The 20,882-nt window shown below is 58.6% G+C and carries 19 protein-coding genes; 9 read left to right on the forward strand and 10 right to left on the reverse strand.

All coding sequences use genetic code 11. The features are described 5' to 3' along the window. Positions 1–197: 197 nt before the first annotated feature. Positions 198–608 (forward strand): type II toxin-antitoxin system MqsA family antitoxin, encoded by a 411-nt coding sequence (locus SB725_RS07025; protein WP_081743984.1) that lies wholly within the window; start codon positions 198–200, stop codon positions 606–608. A gap of 57 nt (positions 609–665) precedes the next feature. On the opposite strand, the gene SB725_RS07030 is transcribed toward SB725_RS07025, so the two are convergent. From SB725_RS07030 to SB725_RS07045, 4 genes are all read right to left on the reverse strand, one after another. Further along, positions 666–1,430: an amino acid ABC transporter ATP-binding protein gene (locus SB725_RS07030; RefSeq protein WP_010463090.1), complete on the reverse strand. Its 765-nt coding sequence runs from the start codon at positions 1,428–1,430 to the stop codon at positions 666–668. A gap of 10 nt (positions 1,431–1,440) precedes the next feature. Then, positions 1,441–2,538: an amino acid ABC transporter permease gene (locus SB725_RS07035; protein ID WP_027924861.1), complete on the reverse strand. Its 1,098-nt coding sequence runs from the start codon at positions 2,536–2,538 to the stop codon at positions 1,441–1,443. Positions 2,539–2,548: 10 nt separating this feature from the next. Then, positions 2,549–3,730, reverse strand: a complete 1,182-nt coding sequence (locus tag SB725_RS07040) for an amino acid ABC transporter permease (protein WP_059181582.1) — start codon at positions 3,728–3,730, stop codon at positions 2,549–2,551. A 65-nt stretch (positions 3,731–3,795) separates the two neighbouring features. Beyond that, positions 3,796–4,827 carry an amino acid ABC transporter substrate-binding protein gene (locus tag SB725_RS07045; protein WP_027924859.1) on the reverse strand — a complete coding sequence of 344 codons (1,032 nt, stop codon included), beginning with the start codon at positions 4,825–4,827 and terminating at the stop codon, positions 3,796–3,798. A 467-nt stretch (positions 4,828–5,294) separates the two neighbouring features. On the opposite strand from SB725_RS07045, the gene SB725_RS07050 reads away from it, so the two are divergent. The 5 genes from SB725_RS07050 (at position 5,295) to SB725_RS07070 (ending at position 10,601) form a co-directional block, all read left to right on the forward strand. Then, on the forward strand, positions 5,295–5,951 hold the full coding sequence (locus SB725_RS07050) for an alpha/beta hydrolase (protein WP_059181583.1): 657 nt from the start codon (positions 5,295–5,297) through the stop codon (positions 5,949–5,951). 84 nt (positions 5,952–6,035) lie between these two features. Further along, a complete protein-coding gene (gene rhlB / locus SB725_RS07055; protein WP_027924857.1) occupies positions 6,036–7,523 on the forward strand; it encodes an ATP-dependent RNA helicase RhlB in 1,488 nt (495 codons plus the stop codon). 138 nt (positions 7,524–7,661) lie between these two features. Then, on the forward strand, positions 7,662–8,609 hold the full coding sequence (locus SB725_RS07060; protein ID WP_027924856.1) for an ornithine cyclodeaminase family protein: 948 nt from the start codon (positions 7,662–7,664) through the stop codon (positions 8,607–8,609). A gap of 147 nt (positions 8,610–8,756) precedes the next feature. Then, positions 8,757–9,884, forward strand: a complete 1,128-nt coding sequence (locus tag SB725_RS07065) for an NAD(P)/FAD-dependent oxidoreductase (RefSeq protein ID WP_027924855.1) — start codon at positions 8,757–8,759, stop codon at positions 9,882–9,884. A 90-nt stretch (positions 9,885–9,974) separates the two neighbouring features. Further along, entirely contained in the window at positions 9,975–10,601 is a 627-nt protein-coding gene (locus SB725_RS07070; protein WP_027924854.1) for a transcriptional regulator, read from the forward strand. A gap of 127 nt (positions 10,602–10,728) precedes the next feature. Here SB725_RS07070 and SB725_RS07075 read toward each other — a convergent pair whose 3' ends face one another. The 6 genes from SB725_RS07075 to SB725_RS07100 all read right to left on the reverse strand — a co-directional run bounded on the left by SB725_RS07075 (position 10,729) and on the right by SB725_RS07100 (position 16,080). Beyond that, on the reverse strand, positions 10,729–11,505 hold the full coding sequence (locus tag SB725_RS07075) for an ABC transporter substrate-binding protein (RefSeq protein WP_027924853.1): 777 nt from the start codon (positions 11,503–11,505) through the stop codon (positions 10,729–10,731). Between the two features lie 307 nt (positions 11,506–11,812). Next, on the reverse strand, positions 11,813–12,265 hold the full coding sequence (moaE, locus tag SB725_RS07080) for a molybdopterin synthase catalytic subunit MoaE (RefSeq protein ID WP_027924852.1): 453 nt from the start codon (positions 12,263–12,265) through the stop codon (positions 11,813–11,815). A gap of 3 nt (positions 12,266–12,268) precedes the next feature. Then, complete coding sequence (gene moaD, locus SB725_RS07085; RefSeq protein WP_027924851.1) at positions 12,269–12,511, reverse strand: molybdopterin converting factor subunit 1; 243 nt, start codon at positions 12,509–12,511, stop codon at positions 12,269–12,271. Beyond that, positions 12,508–12,981 carry a cyclic pyranopterin monophosphate synthase MoaC gene (moaC, locus tag SB725_RS07090; protein ID WP_410921468.1) on the reverse strand — a complete coding sequence of 158 codons (474 nt, stop codon included), beginning with the start codon at positions 12,979–12,981 and terminating at the stop codon, positions 12,508–12,510. Before moaC ends, moaD begins: the two co-directional genes overlap by 4 nt. A 234-nt stretch (positions 12,982–13,215) precedes the next feature. Continuing rightward, positions 13,216–14,610, reverse strand: a complete 1,395-nt coding sequence (locus SB725_RS07095) for a PhoH family protein (protein ID WP_027924849.1) — start codon at positions 14,608–14,610, stop codon at positions 13,216–13,218. Between the two features lie 345 nt (positions 14,611–14,955). Beyond that, positions 14,956–16,080 carry a polysaccharide deacetylase family protein gene (locus SB725_RS07100; protein ID WP_194939955.1) on the reverse strand — a complete coding sequence of 375 codons (1,125 nt, stop codon included), beginning with the start codon at positions 16,078–16,080 and terminating at the stop codon, positions 14,956–14,958. A gap of 238 nt (positions 16,081–16,318) precedes the next feature. Between SB725_RS07100 and yaaA the strand changes: the two genes are divergently transcribed. The 3 genes from yaaA to alg8 all read left to right on the forward strand — a co-directional run bounded on the left by yaaA (position 16,319) and on the right by alg8 (position 20,874). After that, positions 16,319–17,098 carry a peroxide stress protein YaaA gene (gene yaaA, locus SB725_RS07105; RefSeq protein WP_027924847.1) on the forward strand — a complete coding sequence of 260 codons (780 nt, stop codon included), beginning with the start codon at positions 16,319–16,321 and terminating at the stop codon, positions 17,096–17,098. Positions 17,099–17,923: 825 nt separating this feature from the next. Continuing rightward, positions 17,924–19,240 (forward strand): nucleotide sugar dehydrogenase, encoded by a 1,317-nt coding sequence (locus SB725_RS07110; protein ID WP_027924846.1) that lies wholly within the window; start codon positions 17,924–17,926, stop codon positions 19,238–19,240. 152 nt (positions 19,241–19,392) lie between these two features. Further along, positions 19,393–20,874, forward strand: coding sequence for a mannuronan synthase (gene alg8, locus SB725_RS07115; RefSeq protein WP_032833612.1), 1,482 nt, complete (start codon positions 19,393–19,395; stop codon positions 20,872–20,874). Positions 20,875–20,882 lie beyond the last annotated feature (8 nt).

The raw sequence follows: 20,882 nt of genomic DNA on the forward strand, positions 1-20,882 counted from the left end.
CCTTTAAGGGTAATTTCAGGGATAGGGTTCACAGCTTCTTATGGAAAAGAACACACCCCACTACAACCTAACGGTGATCAAGGACGATGTCAGGCGGCTTGGGAAAAATGCATTTACCGCAACCGCGCGGAAAAACGGCCGGGACCTGGGTTTAACCCTCGAGGAAATGCAGCCACTTCGAAGGTCGCGGTGAAACCATGAGCGTGAAAGGAATGGAGCGCCGGATTGATGATTTGTCTGGATGGGAGTGCCAGGCATGCGGGGAAGTCATACTCGACCCCGGCTGCTCGGAGCGCTATTCGGATGCCGGCGACGAGTTAGTCCTCGCCGGCAGACAAATGATCGGCAGCGAGATGAAGCGCATCCGCCGCAAACTGCACCTGTCGCAAAAAGAAGCCGTTCTGCTTTTGTCCGGAGGCGGACATAACGCGTTTTCTCGTTACGAGCGCGGCGAACTGCTTCCACCTAAAGCATTGATGGTGCTGATGCGCTTGCTTGATCGCTATCCCCATTTGCTCACCGATGCGCGAAGTTTTGGCGAAGGCGCAGACTTGAGGGGATTCAAGGACATCGTTCACAAAGAACATGAAACGCTCACTGTGACCTGAACAGCACACACAAAAAACCCGGCACAGGGCCGGGTTTGTTTTACCTGTCAGCCGACATCAATGCAGAATCTGGCTCAGGAACATCTTGGTCCGATCATTCTGCGGGTTATCGAAGAAGTCGTTCGGCGCAGCCTGTTCGACGATTTCGCCCTTGTCCATGAAGATCACACGGTTGGCCACGGTGCGGGCGAAGCCCATTTCGTGGGTGACGCAAAGCATGGTCATGCCGTCTTCAGCCAAGCCGATCATGGTGTCCAGCACCTCTTTCACCATCTCGGGGTCGAGTGCCGAAGTCGGTTCGTCGAACAGCATGATTTTCGGTTTCATGCACAGCGCGCGGGCAATCGCTACACGCTGTTGCTGGCCACCGGACAGTTGCCCCGGGAATTTATGCGCCTGCTCCGGAATGCGTACGCGTTCCAGGTAATGCATGGCGATTTCCTCGGCCTGACGCTTGGGCATTTTGCGCACCCACATTGGCGCCAGGGTGCAGTTCTGCAGGATGGTCAAGTGCGGAAACAGATTGAAGTGCTGGAACACCATGCCGACTTCACGGCGCACCGTTTCGATCTGCTTGAGGTCGTTGGTCAGCTCCACGCCATCGACGACGATGCGGCCCTGCTGATGTTCTTCCAGTCGGTTGAGGCAACGGATAGTGGTGGACTTGCCGGAACCCGACGGGCCGCACAACACGATACGCTCGCCCTGTTTCACGTTCAGGTTGATGTCTTTCAATACGTGAAACTGGCCGTACCACTTGTTCACGCCCTGCATCTGAATAATGCCTTCAGGGCTCACAGGCTTTTTGATTGCTTCGCTCATTACAAAACTCCTAACGCTTGTGGCCAGTGTCGAGCTTGCGTTCCAGATGCATGGAATAGCGCGACATACCAAAACAGAAAATCCAGAACACCAGGGCCGCGAACACATAACCTTCAGTGGCCATGCCCAGCCATTTCGGGTCGGCGGCGGCTTGTTTGACGCTGTTGAGCAGGTCGAACAGGCCGATGATGATCACCAGGCTGGTGTCCTTGAACAGCGCAATGAAGGTGTTGACGATGCCTGGGATGACCAGCTTCAGGGCTTGCGGCAGGATCACCAGGCCCATGCTGCGCCAGTAGCCGAGGCCCATCGCGGCAGCCGCTTCGTACTGACCTTTTGGAATCGCTTGCAGACCACCGCGCACCACTTCGGCGACGTAGGCCGACTGGAACAGGATCACGCCGATCAGTGCCCGCAGCAGCTTGTCGAAGCTCATGCCTTCGGGCAGGAACAACGGCAGCATCACCGACGACATGAACAGCACCGTAATCAACGGCACGCCGCGCCAGAACTCGATGAAGGTCACGCAGACCACACGAATCGCCGGCATGTTCGAACGACGCCCCAGCGCCAGGACGATACCCAGCGGCAACGCGCCGGCGATACCGACGGTGGCGATCACCAGGGTCAGCATCAAGCCGCCCCATTGACTGGTCGCCACCTGAGTCAGGCCAAAGATGCCGCCATGCAGCAGGAAGTAGGCAATGATCGGGTACAGCACCAGAAAGCTCAGGCCATACACCGCTTTGCGGTGAAAGCGCGACATGAACAACGGTGCGATACCGATGACCGCCAGCCACACGGTCAGGTCGACGCGCCAGCGCAGTTCCGGCGGGTAGTAGCCGTACATGAACTGGCCGAACCGCTGTTGGATGAACACCCAGCAGGCGCCCTCCTTCGTGCAGTCGGCGCGCGTGGTGCCGACCCAGTTGGCGTCCAGGATCGCCCAATGCAGGATCGGTGGCACCACCAGGTAAATCAGATAAAACGCGAACAGGGTCAGCAAGGTATTGAGCCAGCTGGAGAACATGTTCGCGCGCATCCATGCAATCACACCGATGCTGCTGCTCGGTGGAGGCATGTCTGGTTTGAAAGTATGAGTACTCATGCGCTATTCCTTACCGCTCGATCAGCGCAATGCGCTTGTTGTACCAGTTCATCAGCAGGGAAATGCTGATACTGATCGCCAGGTACACACTCATGGTGATCGCAATCACCTCGATCGCCTGCCCGGTCTGGTTCAGCACCGTACCGGCAAACAACGACACCATTTCCGGGTAACCAATACCGGCCGCCAGCGAGGAGTTCTTCGCCAGGTTCAGGTATTGGCTGGTGAGCGGTGGAATGATCACGCGCAGGGCTTGCGGGATGATCACCTTGCGCAGAGTCGGACCGTTACGCAGCCCGAGCGAGTGCGCCGCTTCGGTCTGGCCGTGGCTGACCGACTTGATGCCCGAACGCACGATCTCGGCGATGAACGCCGCGGTGTACACCGTCAGGGCCAGGGTCAATGCCAACAATTCCGGGATCAGTACCCAGCCACCCACGAAGTTGAAGCCCTTGAGCTCCGGCATTTCCCAGTGCAGCGGCGCGCCGAAGATCAACGCGCACAGCGCCGGGATCACCAGGAACAGCGCCAGGCCAACCCAGAATTTGTGGAACGGAACGCCGGTCTCTTCGAAGCGTTTAGTCGCCCAGCGGCTCATCAGCACGATGGCGACAATGGCCACGACAATGCTCGCCACAAACGGCCAGAACCCGTCCGCCGCCAACGCGGCCGGCATGTTCAGGCCACGGCTGCTGACGAAGAAGGTGTCGCCGAAGTTATGGCTGTTGCGTGGCCCCGGCATGGTCAGGAAGACCGCGAAGTACCAGAACAGGATTTGCAGCAGCGGCGGAATGTTGCGGAAGACTTCCACATAAACAGTCGCCAGTTTGCTGATGATCCAGTTCTTCGACAGTCGTGACACGCCGACGATGAACCCGAGGATCGTCGCCAGGATCACGCCGATGAACGTCACCAGCAGCGTGTTGAGCAGGCCGATGACAAACACCCGGGCATAGCTGTCCGATTCGGTGTAGTCGATCAGGTGTTGAGCGATGCCGAAACCGGCACTGCGCTCCAGAAAACTGAAACCGGAAGTAATACCCCGGTGTTGAAGGTTGGTCTGCGTGTTATCGAACAGATACCAGCCCATCGAGACCACCGCCACAATGGTGATGATCTGAAACAGCCACGCACGCACTTTGGGATCGCTGAGGCTGAGCCTCTGCTTTGGTGCGCCGATTGAATTTTGCATGAAGTGCCCCGGATGTAATGGAACAGAACATCACCCGGTGGTTGGCCCACCGGGTGATAGAACCATCAGCGCACTGGTGGTGCGTATTGAATGCCGCCGTTGGTCCACAGGGCGTTCATGCCACGGTCGATTTCCAGCGGAGTGCTCTTGCCGAGGTTTTTCTCGAAGACTTCACCGTAGTTGCCGACCTGGCTGACGATCTTGACGACCCAGTCCTTCGGCAGTTTCAGGTCCTTGCCGTACTCGCCATCAGCGCCGAGCAGACGAGCAACGTCTGGGTTTTTAGTCGACTTGGCTTGTTCAACCACGTTTTTGGAAGTCACGCCTGCCTCTTCGGCGTTGAGCATGGCGTAGCCAACCCAACGAACGATGGCCAGCCACTCGTCGTCGCCGTTACGCACGACTGGACCCAGAGGTTCTTTGGAAATGGTTTCCGGCAGAACCACGTAGTCTTTCGGCGAAGCCAGCTTGCTGCGCTGTGCGTAGAGCTGGGATTTGTCGGAGGTCAACACGTCGCAACGACCGGATTCCAGCGACTTGGCGCTTTCATCGGAGGTGTCGAAAGTGATCGGGGTGTACTTCAGGTTGTTGGCACGGAAGTAGTCGGATACGTTCAGCTCGGTGGTGGTACCGGCTTGAATGCAGATGGTTGCACCGTCCAGTTCCTTGGCACTTTTCACGCCCAGCTTGCTGTTGGCCAGGAAGCCCACGCCGTCGTAGTAAGTGATGAAGCCAGGAAACTTCAGGCCCATGCCCGCGTCACGGGAACTGGTCATGGTGGAGTTGCGCGACAGCATGTCGATTTCGCCGGATTGCAGAGCGGTGAAACGCTCCTTGGCATTCAACTGGCTGAATTTGACTTTGTTTGCATCGCCGAACACTGCAGCCGCCACGGCGCGGCAGTAGTCAGCATCGATACCAACGATCTTGCCGGTGGAGTCTGGAACCGAGAAGCCCGGCAGACCATCACTGACACCGCACTGTACGAAACCTTTCTTCTGCACTGCATCCAGGGTTGCACCCGCCTGAGCGAACCCACTGATACCGAGTACTGCGGTTGCAGTCACGATAGCCAGGGTGGATTTCAACATCTTCATTCAAACCTCCAGTTTTGCTCTTGTTGTGTCGGAGCTTGAGTCCTGCCGCACCCTTTTGAGGCGTAATCGACCCGAGTTGGCTTTTTTTGGGGTCAACCGACGTAGGACCTGCGCTATGAGTCTAGTAGGAGAAAATCCACATCATGGATAACTCACTTCTCACCAATCGGCCGAACGGGCTGTAGCCCTTTCACGTTCGCGAAGCCCGTAACGGCCACTGGCGAACATCCATCACCGGATTCTTTGCTATCTCGCCGTCAGCAGTACACTGATAGTGTTACCGCAAGAGGCGAGATGGGTTGCACCGCTTTCCCATAGCAAAGCCCGTACCAGACCGCTGGCTGAACCGATTGCGCGACAGGTCAATAGCAAAACTTGTAGCCTTGCGACATCTTCTTAACTGATCAACCTGAGGCGCACTGGGATCTCGCACCCAATAAGAGCGCACGCACAACAATGGAGCAGCCATGACCGAGCCCCTTATTCTTGAACCCGTAAAGCCCGTAGACGCTTGCGTTATCTGGCTGCACGGCCTGGGCGCCGACCGCTACGACTTCCTGCCGGTAGCCGAAGCCCTGCAGGAAAGCCTGTTGACCACACGCTTCGTCCTGCCTCAGGCGCCGACCTGCGCCGTCACCATTAATGGTGGCTACGAGATGCCGAGCTGGTACGACATATTGGCCATGAGCCCGGCGCGCGCGATCAACCGCGAGCAACTGGAGGAGTCAGCGCAACGGGTCGTTAAATTGATCGAAGTGCAGCGAGCCGTTGGAATAGACGCCTCGCGGATTTTTCTCGCAGGCTTTTCGCAGGGCGGTGCCGTGGTATTACACACGGCCTTCCTGAAATGGCAGGGGGCGCTGGGTGGCGTACTTGCCCTCTCCACCTACGCGCCGACGTTCAGCGATGCACTCGAGCTTTCCGCCAGCCAACAGCGTATCCCGGTGCTGTGCTTGCACGGTCGGTACGATGACGTGGTGCAAAACGCCATGGGCCGTTCTGCGTATGAGCATTTAAAGCAGCGTGGTGTCACCGTGACATGGCAGGAATACCCAATGGGCCACGAAGTGTTACCCGAAGAAATTAGCGATATTGGCACCTGGCTCGCCGAGCGCTTGCGTTAAAAGCCTTCCTTTGATCATCCCGCTACGCCGCGCCCGTTTCTTGCATTACACTGGCCGGCGTACACTCCTTAACCAATTGATGAGATGACCGTGCTCAAAGCACTCAAAAAGATGTTCGGTAAAAGCGAGGTTGAGCAGCTCGCCCCAGTCGCCAGCGCTCCGTCTCACATCCCCAGCCACCGCACCGACGGTCATCAGCCTGGCCGGACCGCTGCCGTAGCGGCACCGAAACACGAGCCAGTGACCACACCGGCCGCCCCTCCTGTCGAGGTCATCGCAGCGGAACAACCGCTCAGCGAAGCCCCGAAACCTGCAAAACCACGTCGTGAACCGAAGCCAAAAGCGCCAGTTATCCCTTGGAAACTCGAAGACTTCGTCGTCGAACCCCAGGAAGGCAAAACCCGCTTCCACGATTTCAAACTCGCCCCAGAACTGATGCACGCCATCCAGGACCTGGGCTTCCCGTACTGCACGCCGATCCAGGCGCAAGTGCTTGGCTTTACCCTGGCGGGCAAAGACGCCATCGGTCGCGCCCAGACCGGCACCGGCAAAACGGCCGCGTTCCTGATTTCGATCATCACCCAACTGCTGGAAACCCCGCCGCCGAAAGAGCGCTACATGGGTGAACCACGGGCGCTGATCATCGCGCCAACCCGCGAACTGGTGGTGCAGATCGCCAAAGACGCGGCCGACCTGACCAAGTACACCGGCCTCAACGTCATGACCTTTGTCGGCGGCATGGACTTCGACAAGCAGCTCAAGCACCTCGAAGCCCGTCACTGCGACATCCTCGTGGCCACCCCGGGCCGCCTGCTCGACTTCAACCAGCGCGGCGACGTGCACCTGGACATGGTCGAAGTGATGGTGCTGGACGAAGCCGACCGGATGCTCGACATGGGTTTCATCCCACAAGTGCGTCAGATCATTCGCCAGACACCGCCGAAGAACGAGCGTCAGACGCTACTGTTCTCCGCGACCTTCACCGAAGACGTGATGAACCTCGCCAAGCAATGGACCACCGACCCGTCGATCGTCGAGATCGAGTCGCAGAACGTGGCCAGCGAAAACGTCGAGCAGCACATCTACGCCGTTGCCGGTGCCGACAAATACAAACTGCTCTACAACCTGGTCAACGACAACGGTTGGGAACGGGTAATGGTGTTCGCCAACCGCAAGGATGAAGTGCGCCGCATCGAAGAACGCCTGGTGCGCGATGGCGTCAACGCCGCGCAACTGTCCGGCGATGTACCGCAACACAAGCGCATCAAGACGCTGGAAGGATTCCGCGAGGGCAAGATTCGCGTGCTGGTCGCCACCGATGTCGCCGGTCGCGGCATTCACATCGACGGCATCAGCCACGTGATCAACTTCACCCTGCCGGAAGTTCCGGACGACTACGTACACCGTATCGGTCGTACCGGTCGCGCCGGTGCCGATGGCGTGTCCATCAGTTTTGCCGGTGAAGACGACTCCTACCAGCTACCGTCCATCGAGGCGCTGCTGGGCCGCAAGATCAGCTGTGAAACACCGCCGACGCATCTACTGCGGGCGGTTGAGCGCAAACGCCCGTAACCGGGAATTGTCAGAAAGAGGCGCAGCCGGAAACGGACTGCGCTTTTTTTTCGCCCCGCTTTTTTACAAGCGCTTGCCCAACGCAACTAAAAGTCCATAATAGACAAATTAGTTTACTTGCAGCTTCCGGAGCCGACCATGTCCAGTACGCCTTATGTGATCACCCAGCCTCAGGCCCGCGAACTGCTGGCGAAGGTCGACGTGCCGCAAATCCTGCGTAAGCTGTTTCGCGATCTGGCGGCCGGGCAAGCGGTGCAACCGGCGCAGCAACTGGTGGAATTCCCTCAGGGTGCGGGCGACTTCATCAACTACCTCGGCGTACTGGCGCAAGATGGCGTCTACGGGGTTAAAACCTCACCGTACATCGTGCGCGAACAAGGCCCGCTGGTGACTGCCTGGACGCTGCTGATGTCGATGCAGACCGGCCAGCCGCTGCTACTGTGCGATGCCGGTGAATTGACCACCGCACGCACGGCGGCAACCACCGCTGTCGCTGTTGATGCACTGGCGCCTTTGACGGCGCAGCGCCTGGCGATCATCGGCAGCGGCAAAGTCGCCCAGGCGCACTTGCACTACGTCAAAGGCCTGCGCGACTGGCAAAGCATCAGCCTCTACTCGCCGAGCCTGAGCGAGCAAAACCCCGAAGTATTGGCGCAGCTCCAGCGTCTCGACCCTCGTCTGACCATTGTCGACAGCCGCGAAGCGGCCATTCAGAACGCCGACGTGATCATGCTGTGCACCTCTTCCGCCGGCCCGGTGATCGACCCGGCTATCTTGAGCAAACCGGCGCTGATCACCTCCATCAGCACCAACGCCCCGCGCGCCCACGAAGTACCGCCGCAGAGTCTCAATGACATGCAGGTGTTCTGCGACTATCGTCTGACCACGCCGGGTTCGGCGGGCGAGATGCTGATTGCTGGCGAGCGGCATGGCTGGGACAAGCACTCGATAGTCGGCGACCTGCCCGACCTGCTGAGCGGCAAGGTACAACGCCCCGACTACCACCGGACGGTGTTCTTCCGCTCCATCGGCCTGGGACTGGAAGACATCGCACTGGCGAATGCCATCTATCACCTACAGCATTAACACCACGCCCCCTTGTGGGAGCCGGGTTTGCCCGCGATGCAGGCGCCACGCTCTGTCAGGCACACCGCGGCGATGCAATCGCGGGCAAGCCCGGCTCCCACAGGGTTCCTATCTATCAATGGCATTTGCGCCCCACAGGAGACGTTCATGAGCCAGGCAGACTTCATCATCATCGGCGGCGGGATTGCCGGGGCTTCCACCGGTTTTTGGCTGTCGCAGCAGGCCAGGGTGATTGTGCTAGAACGCGAATCCCATCCGGCCTATCACTCCACCGGACGCTCCGCCGCGCTCTACACCGCCGCCTACGGCACACCCCAGGTTCGCGCGCTGACCCAGGCCAGCCGCGACTTCTTCGACGCGCCGCCTGCCGGCTTCTGCGAACACCCACTGCTGACACCGCGCGGCGAGATGACCGTGGACTTCACCGGCGACCCGGCCGAGCTCAATAATCAATACCTCAGCGCCAAAGCCACCGTGCCCGAGATGCAACTGCTCAGCGCCGATGACGCTTGCGCGCGCCTGCCGATCCTGCGGCGGGAAAAAGTCCACGGCGCGATCTACGACCCGACCGCCAGCGACATCGACACCGATGCCCTGCACCAGGGTTACTTGCGCGGCATCCGACGCAACAAAGGCGAAGTCATTACCGACACCGAAGTGCTAAGCCTGACCCGCGATGCTGACGGTGTGTGGCAAGTCACCACCAATGGCCAGACCTTCAGCGCCCCCGTCATCATCAATGCCGCCGGTGCCTGGGCTGACAAAATCGGTCAGCTGGCGGGTGCCAAACCGCTGGGCCTGCAACCGAAACGGCGTGCCGCCTTCATCTTCGCCGGGCCCGAGGGCGTGGACATCCACCATTGGCCGATGCTGGTCAGCCTCGACGAGTCTTTCTACATGAAGCCCGACGCCGGTATGTTCCTCGGCTCGCCGGCCAACGCCGACCCGGTGGAACCGCATGACGTACAGCCGGAGGAACTGGACATCGCCATGGGCATTTACCAGATCGAAGAAGCCACCACCCTGACCATTCGCCGCCCGACCCGCACCTGGGCCGGGTTGCGCAGTTTTGTCAGCGACGGCGATTTACTGTCCGGCTTCGACCCGCAGGTCCCGGGCTTATTCTGGGTGGCGGCACAGGGCGGCTATGGCATCCAGACTTCGCCGGCCATGGGCCAGGCCAGCGCAGCGCTGGTACGCGGTGAACGCTTGCCCGAGCAGCTCACGCGTTTCGGTCTGGACGCCGACATGCTTTCCCTGGCTCGCCTCGGCTGATCGCCTGTTCAGGTGACGTGTCGCCACGATTACGGCAAACTTCCAGCGCCCGTTTTTACCGGGCGCTGACGCTGCCTGGAGCTCCACTGTATGAACGCACCTGAAAAAGACCCGGCGCTGGACAATTACCGAGCGATCGCCGATGCCATCGCCACGCTGTTCTTTCCTCATGCCGAGGTGGTGCTGCACGACCTGCGCACGCAGAAGATCGACTACATCGCCAACAACCTGTCGAAACGGGAAATCGGCGATGACGCGGCGCTGGAGGACATGCTCAGCGACGATGTCAGCGAAACCAACATTGGGCCGTACGAAAAGCTCAATTGGGACGGCCAGAAGATTCGCAGCTTGAGCACTGTATTGCGCGATAGCGAAGGTCATCCGCTGGCCGTGTTGTGCGTCAACCTGAACATCTCGCTGTTCGAGAATGCCAAGGCGGCGCTCGACCTGTTCCTGTCACCGAGCAAGCTGATCCCGCAACCGGATTCACTGTTTCGTGATGACTGGCAGGAGCGGATCAATACTTTCCTGCATGCCTGGCTGCGTGAGCGCCAGCTGAGCCTGAACCTGCTGACACGCGACCATAAACGCGAACTGGTGCTGGCGCTGCACGCCGAAGGCGCTTTCAAGGGCAAGAGCGCGTCGAACTATGTGGCCAATGTACTGAACATGGGCCGGGCGACGGTTTACAAGCATTTGAAGGAACTGAAGGGCTGAGATTGTGTTGGCTGGTCGGGCCCTCGAATCGTCGCACCGCCGGCTCCCACAGAGGATTTGTGTTTGACACAGACCCCATGTGGGAGCCGGCGGTGCGACGATTCGACTTGCCCGCGATGACGGACTATCAGTCGCCGTAGATATCGGACTTGAAGTACTTGTCCGAAATCTTCTGATACTCGCCACTCGCCCGAATGCCATCAATCGCCGCGTTCAATTCACTGACCAATTCAGTGTTGCCCTTGCGCACCGCAATCCCCGCGCCCTCGCCCACGTATTTCGGGTCCTTCAACTCCGGCCCGACAAACGCGTAACCCTTGCCACGCGGCATCGACAGGAAGTCATTCAGCGGGATGGTGTCGGCAAAAATCGCATCGAGGCGACCGGCTGCCAGGTCCATGTAGATTTCTTCGTTGTTGCCGTAGCGCTTGACGTTGATGCCCTTCGGTTCGAACACCTCGGTGGCATAACGGTCGGTGGTGGTCGCGCGCTGCACGCCAACGGTTTTGCCTTTGAGGCTGGCGTATTGGTCATCGACCACCGCGCCGTCCTTCATCACCAGGCGCGACGAAGTGAAGTAATACTTGTGGGTGAAGTCCACCGACTTCTTGCGGTCTTCATTGATGGTCATGGACGACAGCGCCATGTCGATTTTCTTCACTTTCAGGGAAGGAATCAGACCGTCGAATTCGCCTTCGACCCACACACACTGGACCTTCATTTGTGCGCACAACGCGTTGCCGATGTCGTAGTCGAAACCGACAATTTTGCCCTCGTCGGTTTTCGAGGCGAACGGCGGGTAAGCGGCTTCGATACCGATGCGCAGGGCTTTCTCGGTGGCAAACACGCTGGTGCACGCCAACAGGCTCAGGGCCAGACCGGTGATGAGGGGGAATTTCTTCATGTTCGTTCTCTCGCGGGTTGTTGTTGGTTTGGCAAGACAGAAGAAAGAGCAGAAACAGGGGACGCCTTTTTTGTACTTATAATTCCATACTGGACTTTAATGTACAAAGCGTCAATCGGGTGTGCGCAGTTCGCTGCGGCCGGTGGTCGGGCAGTGAATCAGGGCGTTTTGCGGTGGAGCTGATAGCCCCTTCGCGAGCAGGCTCACTCCTGCAGGGGATCTGGATCGTACACAAACAGTGTGTTCATGAAGATCAACTGTGGGAGCGAGCCTGCTCGCGAAGACGGGCTTGAGTACGCTGCAGGAACTACTTCTTCCAGCGATCCGCCGCCGCATGATCGCTGTCACGCCCCTCAACCCAGCGCGGGCCATCGCGGGTATTTTCCTTCTTCCAGAACGGCGCACGGGTTTTCAGGTAGTCCATGACAAAGGCGCAGGCATCGAACGCGGCCTGGCGGTGGGCGCTGGCGGCGCCGACGAAGACGATCGGTTCGCCCGGTTCCAGGGCGCCGATGCGGTGCAGCACTTCCAGCTTCAACAGCGGCCAGCGCTGCTCGGCCTCGAGGGCAATCTTGCCGAGGGCTTTTTCGGTCATGCCCGGGTAGTGCTCAAGAAACATCCCGGCCACATCGAGTCCGTCATTGAAGTCGCGCACGTAGCCGACAAAACTCACCACCGCGCCCACGCCGACATTGGCAGCGTGCATGGCGTTGACTTCAGCGCCCGGATCGAACGCCGTGGACTGCACGCGAATCGCCATGGATCAGCCCCCGGTCACGGTTGGAAAGAAAGCCACTTCATCGCCATCGCTCACCGGCTCGTCGAGCTGGCAAAGGTCTTCATTGCGGGCGCACATCAGGTTCTGCTCGTTCAATACGTCGGCACCGTCGCGCTGGGCCAGCAGCGCACGCACGTCGTCGACCGTGGCGAAATCCCCCTCAACCTTGACCGAATCCACGCCGAGCGTTTCACGGTAGCGCGCGAAAAACTTCACGGTAACGTTCATGGCTGATCCGCCTGGAAATGACCGCTCTTGCCGCCGACCTTCTCCAGCAGGCGCACGCTTTCGATGGTCATGCCGCGATCCACGGCCTTGCACATGTCGTAGATGGTCAGTGCCGCCACGCTGGCAGCAGTCAGCGCTTCCATCTCGACGCCCGTCTGCCCGGACAACTTGCAACGCGCGACGATGCGCACGGTATCGTCACCTTCGGCACTGAGCTCGACTTTGACGCCGGTCAGCATCAGCGGATGGCACAGTGGAATCAGATCGCTGGTTTTCTTCGCCGCCTGAATGCCGGCGATACGCGCCACGGCGAACACATCACCCTTGGGGTGACCGCCGCTGACGATCATCTGCAACGTTTGGGGCAACATGCGCACCAGCGCTTGGGCCGTCGCTTCACGGAACGTCACGGCTTTTTCAGTGACGTCGACCATGTTGGCGCGCCCTTGGGAATCGAGATGAGTCAGCACAGGGTTACTCCTGATCAGGAGCGTCGATTGTAAACCTGTGGGTCAATTTTCCGCACGTTTGATTGCAAGATCACATTGAACCTTGTGGGAGCGCGGCTTGCCCGCGATGGGATCAACGCGTTATGTCTGATGCACCGCGGTGTCTGCATCGCGGGCAAGCCACGCGCCTACAGGCTTGCATTCATCCATAAAAAACCGGGCGACCTTTGGGGCCGCCCGGTTTGGGTGGAGCAGTTACAAATGCGATTCAGCGTACTCGGCCAGAATCGAACGAGGCACCCCTTGCAGGGTGATGTGCACACCGTTGGGGAAGTCTTTGAAGCGTTCGGTCAGGTACGTCAGCCCGGAGCTGGTCGCGGACAGGTAAGGGGTGTCGATCTGCGCCAGGTTGCCCAGGCACACCACTTTGGAACCGGCACCGGCACGGGTGATGATGGTTTTCATCTGGTGCGGTGTCAGGTTCTGGCATTCATCGATCAAAATCAGGCTCTGCTGGAAGCTGCGGCCTCGAATGTAGTTGAGGGATTTGAACTGCAACGGCACTTTGCTGAGGATGTAGTCGACGCTGCCATGGGTGTTTTCATCATCCATGTGCAAGGCTTCGAGGTTGTCGGTGATGGCGCCCAGCCACGGCTCCATTTTTTCTGCTTCGGTACCGGGCAGGAAGCCGATCTCCTGGTCCAGGCCCTGCACGCTACGGGTCGCGATGATCCGGCGATAGCGTTTGCTGACCATGGTCTGCTCGATCGCCGCAGCCAGGGCCAGGATGGTTTTACCCGAACCGGCAGCACCGGACAGGTTGACCAGGTGGATATCCGGGTCCAGCAAGGCGTACAGCGCCAGGCTCTGATAGATGTCACGCGGTTTCAGGCCCCAGGCCTCCTGATGCAGCAGCGGTTCCTGGTGCAGGTCGAGAATCAGCAGCTTGTCTTCGTCAATTTCCTTGATCCAGCCGACAAAGCCCTGTTCGTCGATGATGAACTCGTTGATGTGCACAGCCGGCAGGTTGTCGATCATTCTCACCTGGTGCCAGGTGCGGCCGTGATCCTGGCGGGTTTCGACATTCTTGACGAGGTCCCAGAAGGAGCCGGTCATGTTGTGGTAACCGTTGGGCAGCAGCGATACGTCATCAACCAGTTGGTCGGTGCTGTAGTCCTCGGCCGCAATCCCGCACGCCCGGGCCTTGAGGCGCATGTTGATGTCTTTGGTGACCAGTACGACGGGCAACGTGGGCGCGCGCGCGTGCAGGTCGATCAACTGGTTGATGATGATGTTGTCGTTCAGGTGTTCGGGAAGAATGATGTTCGGTTCGGCGCGTTTGCTCATCAGAATTGACAGCAAACCCTTGGGCCCACTTTTGCCACGCTGGATCGGTACACCCAGCTCGACGTCTTCAGGACTGGCATCGCCCAGCGTCTTGTCGATCAGGCGAATGGCCTGACGGCATTCCGCAGCCACGCTGTGATGCCCGCTCTTGAGCTTGTCGAGCTCTTCAAGGACGGTCATCGGGATGGCAACGTGGTGTTCTTCGAAGTTGAGCAGCGCGTTTGGATCGTGAATCAATACGTTGGTATCGAGTACATAAAGGATTGGCTGGTTGGAAGAAGAGCTACGTCCGTGATCATCCATACTCGGTCACCTTTGTGGGAGCCAGTAGACGCAATACCTTGGCGGTGCTGCGCCTCGAAGTGACTGCCGAATCTCACCTGCGGAGAGTCAAGTGACTGCAAACAAACGGGTCTTGGAAGACGCCACCTGTGTTGCAGGTTTCGGCGGTCTGTCTTCGTAATACTCCAAAACGTGTGACAGAAAAAAGTACTTTGACGCTTTTTTGAAGTTTATTTTTCAGAATGACCAATAGCACTTGGCGGACTGCCATCACCCCGTTAAAGTCGGAAGTCCGCCTGCATCGAAATCCCTCCCAAAAACGCCCCAAACCCAATGTTTACGGCGCTTGTGCCAATTCGCTGCGTTTCAGCGAAAACCGTCCTGACAGTCTTCCCAACCGATCCCGCTTTGCGCCGTTTGCGTGATGAGCCAGGGTATCGCCGTTTTCACCGCGTCCTGTTTCACATTGAAATTGATTACGCCGTGGCGCCACAGCAGCATCAGCGTCAACACCCGTTGCGCGCTCGGGTTGCCCTTGAGCTTGCCCGCCCCGTCCTGAGCATCGATATCCCACAACGCCACCTGCAAGCCCTGGGCATTGAAGAAGCCTTCGGCATCGGAGCGACGTTGGCCATCAGGTGGACGAAACAGTGGCACGTAGTTCTCCGGCAACTTGCTCTTGACCAGTTCGACGCTGCGTCGCACCGAGTCCTGCCAGTCCTGCCAATGGCTGTGAGAGCGGAACTCCCAGCCCTGCACGCCGATGCATTGCTGTGAATACATCGCTTGCAGGCTGGCCACCGAGTCGGCAGCCAGGCGCGCCTGAATGTCCTTGCCGAGAACGAAGAACGTGCCGCTCATGTTCATCTTGCGCAGGTACTCGGCAGCCCACCCGGTGTTGTCCGGCGCGATGTTGGCGGCGCTGTCGAAGGTCAACAAAAACAGCCGGTCATGCATGGCATCGCCATTGTGCTCATAGTCGCCAAAACGATCGACTTCGCTGCTGGTCTGCGGAAACAGGGCGGCCTTGCGCAGTTGCTCGTCCAGGTACTGCGCGTGGAACAACCGGCTCGGTTCGGCCCACTTGATGTAGTAGCTGTCGTCGCTGACCAGGAACTTGGCTGCTTGCCCGCGCAAGGTCTCCATGTCTTCGACCAGGAAACAGAAAGACGCATCCTGATCGCAGCTTTGCTGGGCGAAGTTGTAGTTGGTCAACAAGCGCTGCCACAGGCGCTGGCGCAGTTGGTTGACCGCTTCCAGATTGATTTTGCGCAACCCCAGGCGTTGGGCCAGTGCGGGTTCATCCAGCGATTCGCTGGCCAGCAATACTCGCGCAAACATGAGGATTTCGGCCCGCGATGCCACGTCGAACAGGGTCGGGCTGCTGAGTTTCTCAGGCCAGGTGCTGCGGTCCAGCGTCGCCAGATCACCGGGCGCCGCCAGGGCGCCAAAGCTCAATAGCCAGGCCGAGAAAAGAAAAACGATACGCAATGGGATGTCTCCATAACAAAACCCGCGGCGCACTATATATCGAGACGATCAAAAGAACGCAGCCTCGCGTTGCTCGACAGCTGCTACATTCCGATCCCAATCGGTCCCATAGCAGTTGTCGAGCAACGCGAGGCTGCGATCTGTCCCACTGACACCACCCATCACCTATGACACCCATAGCTGGAGTCATCCGCCTCTACCCCCTAGAATCGCGCCCACGATTAAAGGAGACGACTTCATGCTGATGGTGATTTCCCCCGCCAAGACCCTCGATTACGAAACACCGCCGGCGACCCAGCGCTTTACCCAGCCGCAGTACCTCGATCATTCCCAAGAGCTGATCATGCAGCTGCGCGACCTGACGCCGGCGCAAATCAGCGAATTGATGCACGTCTCGGACAAGATCGGCGGGCTCAACGCCGCGCGTTTCGGCAGCTGGACACCGGCGTTCACTCCGGAAAACGCCAAGCAGGCGCTGCTGGCCTTTAAAGGCGATGTGTACACCGGCCTCAACGCACAAACCTTCAGCGAAGCCGATTTCGATTACGCCCAGCAGCACCTGCGCATGCTGTCCGGCCTGTATGGCCTGCTGCGCCCGCTGGACCTGATGCAACCGTATCGACTGGAGATGGGCACCAAACTGGCGAATGCCCGTGGCAAGGACCTGTATGCCTTCTGGGGCACGCGCATCAGCGAATGGCTGAACGAGGCGCTGGCCGACCAAGGCGATGACGTGCTGCTGAACCTGGCGTCCAACGAATACTTCTCGGCGGTCAAACGCAACGCCTTGAACGCGCGCATCATCAATACCGACTTCAAGGACCTGAAGAACGGCCAGTACAAGATCATCAGTTTCTACGCGAAAAAAGCCCGCGGCATGATGAGCCGCTTCGTCATCGAAGAGCGCATCAACAACCCTGCCGACCTCAAGCAATTTGACGTTCAGGGTTACCGCTACAGCGCTGAACAGTCCAAACCGGACAACCTGGTTTTCCTGCGCGATCACGCCCCCGAATAAAAGCACCAACCCGGCGCACGACTCTCATAATCCTCGTCGTGCGCCGACGCCCGTTCGTCGAACAATCCCTCCTTCTTTCGTCGACTTATTGACGCCAATAAAACACCACATAATTTTCTAACTTTTGTTTCACTCGACTTCGGTGTTTTTTTTCAGTAGTGGCACTGAAAATTTTTATCGGTAGTGGCATAAAACTATCGAACTCGGTTAGCCCCCTATGTATCAAGGGTGAAACAGCAAGTGCCATCAATATGAAAGTAGTGCCATCTTTCTTAATATTTCAAGAAATTTCAGAATTCGCGATGAGCGGACTGGAACTATGTCCAAATGCGTAGCTCATACCACCGGTAACGATTATCAACGTGCTTGTACGAGATAACTTACGCAGACAAGCCATTCACATAGCGAAGTTGTCACATTAACTTCCGAACATGAGTCGCTTATTTGGGCAACACACGAAGGACAGGAGATACGCACCATTAATATCCCCTACAAGGCCAAGGCAGCGCCCCTATAAACGTGCTCTACCGAGCACCCAACCGCTTGATTTACGGGCTTATTGCCTGGCATTGAGCGCGCAAAATCCTTGCACAAGCGTCCTCAGGCCAGAGGACCGGCTGCATAACAGGGCACGTCATAATAATAAGGCCTAGTTGCGCACATCTTGAGTGCACTTATTTAGACACTCGGAACTTAGTATGCCTGCACACGGCATTGTGGCGCCTGTAAGCCGCACTTTCGAGTGCACTATGACCGCTAAACACCTTTAACTCCAGCCATCTAATGGCTTGTGAATACAGTCTTGATAACAGTGAGGTAATTGCGATGCGCATCAGCATATTTGGTTTGGGTTATGTCGGCGCTGTCTGTGCCGGTTGCCTGTCTGCACGGGGCCATGACGTCGTTGGCGTCGATGTTGCCAAAGACAAAATCGATATGATCAATGCCGGCAAATCGCCGATCGTTGAACCGGGCCTGGGCGAACTTCTGCGCAAAGGTATCGATACCGGCAAACTGCGTGGCACGACTAACTTCGCCGAGGCGATTCGTGACACCGACCTGTCGATGATCTGCGTCGGTACGCCCAGCAAGAAAAACGGCGACCTGGAACTGAACTACATCGAAGCCGTGTGCCGCGAAATCGGTTTTGTCCTGCGTGACAAGACCACCCGCCACACCATCGTGGTTCGCAGCACCGTATTGCCAGGCACTGTGGCCAACGTTGTGATCCCGATCCTCGAAGATTGCTCCGGCAAGAAAGCCGGCATCGACTTCGGCGTTGCAGTGAACCCAGAGTTCCTGCGTGAAAGCACCGCGATCGCCGACTACGACCTGCCTCCGATGACCGTCATTGGCGAGTTCGACAAAGCATCGGGCGACGTTCTGCAGTCGCTGTACGAAGAACTCGACGCGCCGATCATCCGCAAGGACATCGCCGTTGCCGAGATGATCAAGTACACCTGCAACGTGTGGCACGCCACCAAGGTCACCTTCGCCAACGAAATCGGCAACATCGCCAAGGCAGTCGGCGTCGATGGTCGTGAAGTGATGGAAGTGGTCTGCCAGGATAAAACCCTGAACCTGTCCCAGTACTACATGCGCCCAGGCTTCGCGTTCGGCGGCTCTTGCCTGCCGAAAGACGTGCGTGCCCTGACCTACCGCGCCGGTTCCCTGGACGTGGAAGCACCGCTGCTGAACTCGCTGATGCGCAGCAACGAATCCCAGGTGCAGAACGCCTTCGACATCGTGTCCAGCCACGACAAACGCAAAGTCGCCCTGCTGGGCCTGAGCTTCAAGGCCGGCACCGACGACCTGCGCGAAAGCCCGCTGGTGGATCTGGCCGAAATGCTGATCGGCAAGGGTTACGACCTGAGCATCTACGACAGCAACGTCGAATACGCCCGTGTCCACGGCGCGAACAAGGATTACATCGAGTCGAAAATCCCTCACGTCTCGTCCTTGCTCAACTCCGACTTCGACGACGTGATCAACAACTCCGACGTGATCATCCTCGGCAACCGTGACGAGAAATTCCGCGCCCTGGCGCAGAACGCCCCGCACGGCAAGCAAGTGGTCGACCTGGTGGGCTTCATGACTAAAGCCACCAGCGTCAGCGGCCGCACCGAAGGCATCTGCTGGTAATACGGAATCCCGTCTCCGACACCGCGCTTATTGCGGATGAAACACCTGTAGGAGCCCGCCTTGCCGACGATGACGGACTTGAGATCGCCATCGCCGGCAAGCCGGGCTCCTACAGGGGCGCGGGGCTTGCAACTGACTTTAGGATTCCGATTATGCACAGGCTAAAGCACGGCCTACTTCAGGCCGCAGGTTGGCTGTTTTACCTAAGTTTATTGATGGGCATCGCCATGGCGTTGCCTGCGTCCACGTTCGACTCCGAGTCGAAGGACTTCATTTTCCTGATCGGCTTCATCGGGATCTGGCGTTACTCAATGGGTGCCACGCACTTTCTGCGCGGCATGCTGTTCCTGTACGTGGTCTACCCGCACCTGCGGCGCAAAGTGCGCAAACTGGGCAAAGCGGCGGACCCGTCCCATGTATTTTTGATGGTCACCAGTTTCCGTATCGACGCGCTGACCACCGCGCAGGTCTACGCCTCGGTGATTCGAGAAGCGATCGACTGCGGCCTGCCGACCACCATGGTCTGCTCCATCGTGGAAATGTCCGATGAGAAGCTGGTGAAGAGCCTCTGGTCGCGGATGAATCCGCCGGACCGGGTCAAGCTCGACTTCGTGCGCATTCCCGGCACCGGCAAGCGCGACGGCCTGGCCTACGGTTTCCGCGCCATCTCCCGCCACTTGCCGGACGACCGCGCCGTGGTCGCCGTGATCGATGGCGACACCGTGCTCGGCGAAGGCACCGTGCGCAAGACCGTGCCATGGTTCCAGCTGTTCGGCAACGTCGGCGGCCTGACCACCAACGAGTTCTGTGAAGTGCGCGGCGGCTACATCATGAGCGAATGGCACAAGCTGCGTTTCGCCCAGCGCCACATCAACATGTGCTCGATGGCCTTGTCCAAGCGCGTACTGACCATGACCGGCCGGATGTCGGTGTTCCGTGCCACGGTGGTCACCAACCCGGAATTCATCGCCGACGTGGAAAGCGACTCGCTGCAACATTGGCGCCTGGGTCGTTTCAAGTTCCTTACCGGTGATGACAAGTCGAGCTGGTTCAGCCTGATGCGCCTGGGTTACGACACCTTCTACGTGCCGGACGCCGCGATCAACACCGTCGAGCATCCGCCGGAAAAGAGCTTCATCAAGGCCAGCCGCAAGCTGATGTTCCGCTGGTACGGCAACAACCTGCGCCAGAACTCCCGCGCCCTGGGCCTGGGGATGAAACGCCTCGGCCTGTTCACCTCGGTGGTGCTGTTCGATCAGCGCGTGTCGATGTGGACGTCGTTGCTGGGCCTGACAGTCGCGCTGATTGCCAGCTTCAAATATGGCACCGCGTTCATCCTGGTGTACCTGCTGTGGATCGGCATTACCCGCCTGATCCTGACCGTGCTGCTGTCCCTTTCCGGTCACCGGATCGGCCCGGCCTACCCGGCGATTCTCTATTACAACCAGATCGTCGGCGCGCTGGTGAAGATCTACGTGTTCTTCCGCCTCGATCAACAGTCCTGGACTCGCCAGCCCACTTCTCTGACCCGTGATCTCGCCAGCTTTCAACGTTGGTTCAACACCTGGTCGTCTCGGACCATGACCTTCTCCGCCGGCAGCATTTTTGTCGCCGTGCTGCTGATGATGGTCTGACCCGCCCC

It is taken from the genome of Pseudomonas sp. SIMBA_041 (assembly GCF_046535095.1).
Lineage (GTDB): Bacteria > Pseudomonadota > Gammaproteobacteria > Pseudomonadales > Pseudomonadaceae > Aquipseudomonas > Aquipseudomonas mucoides.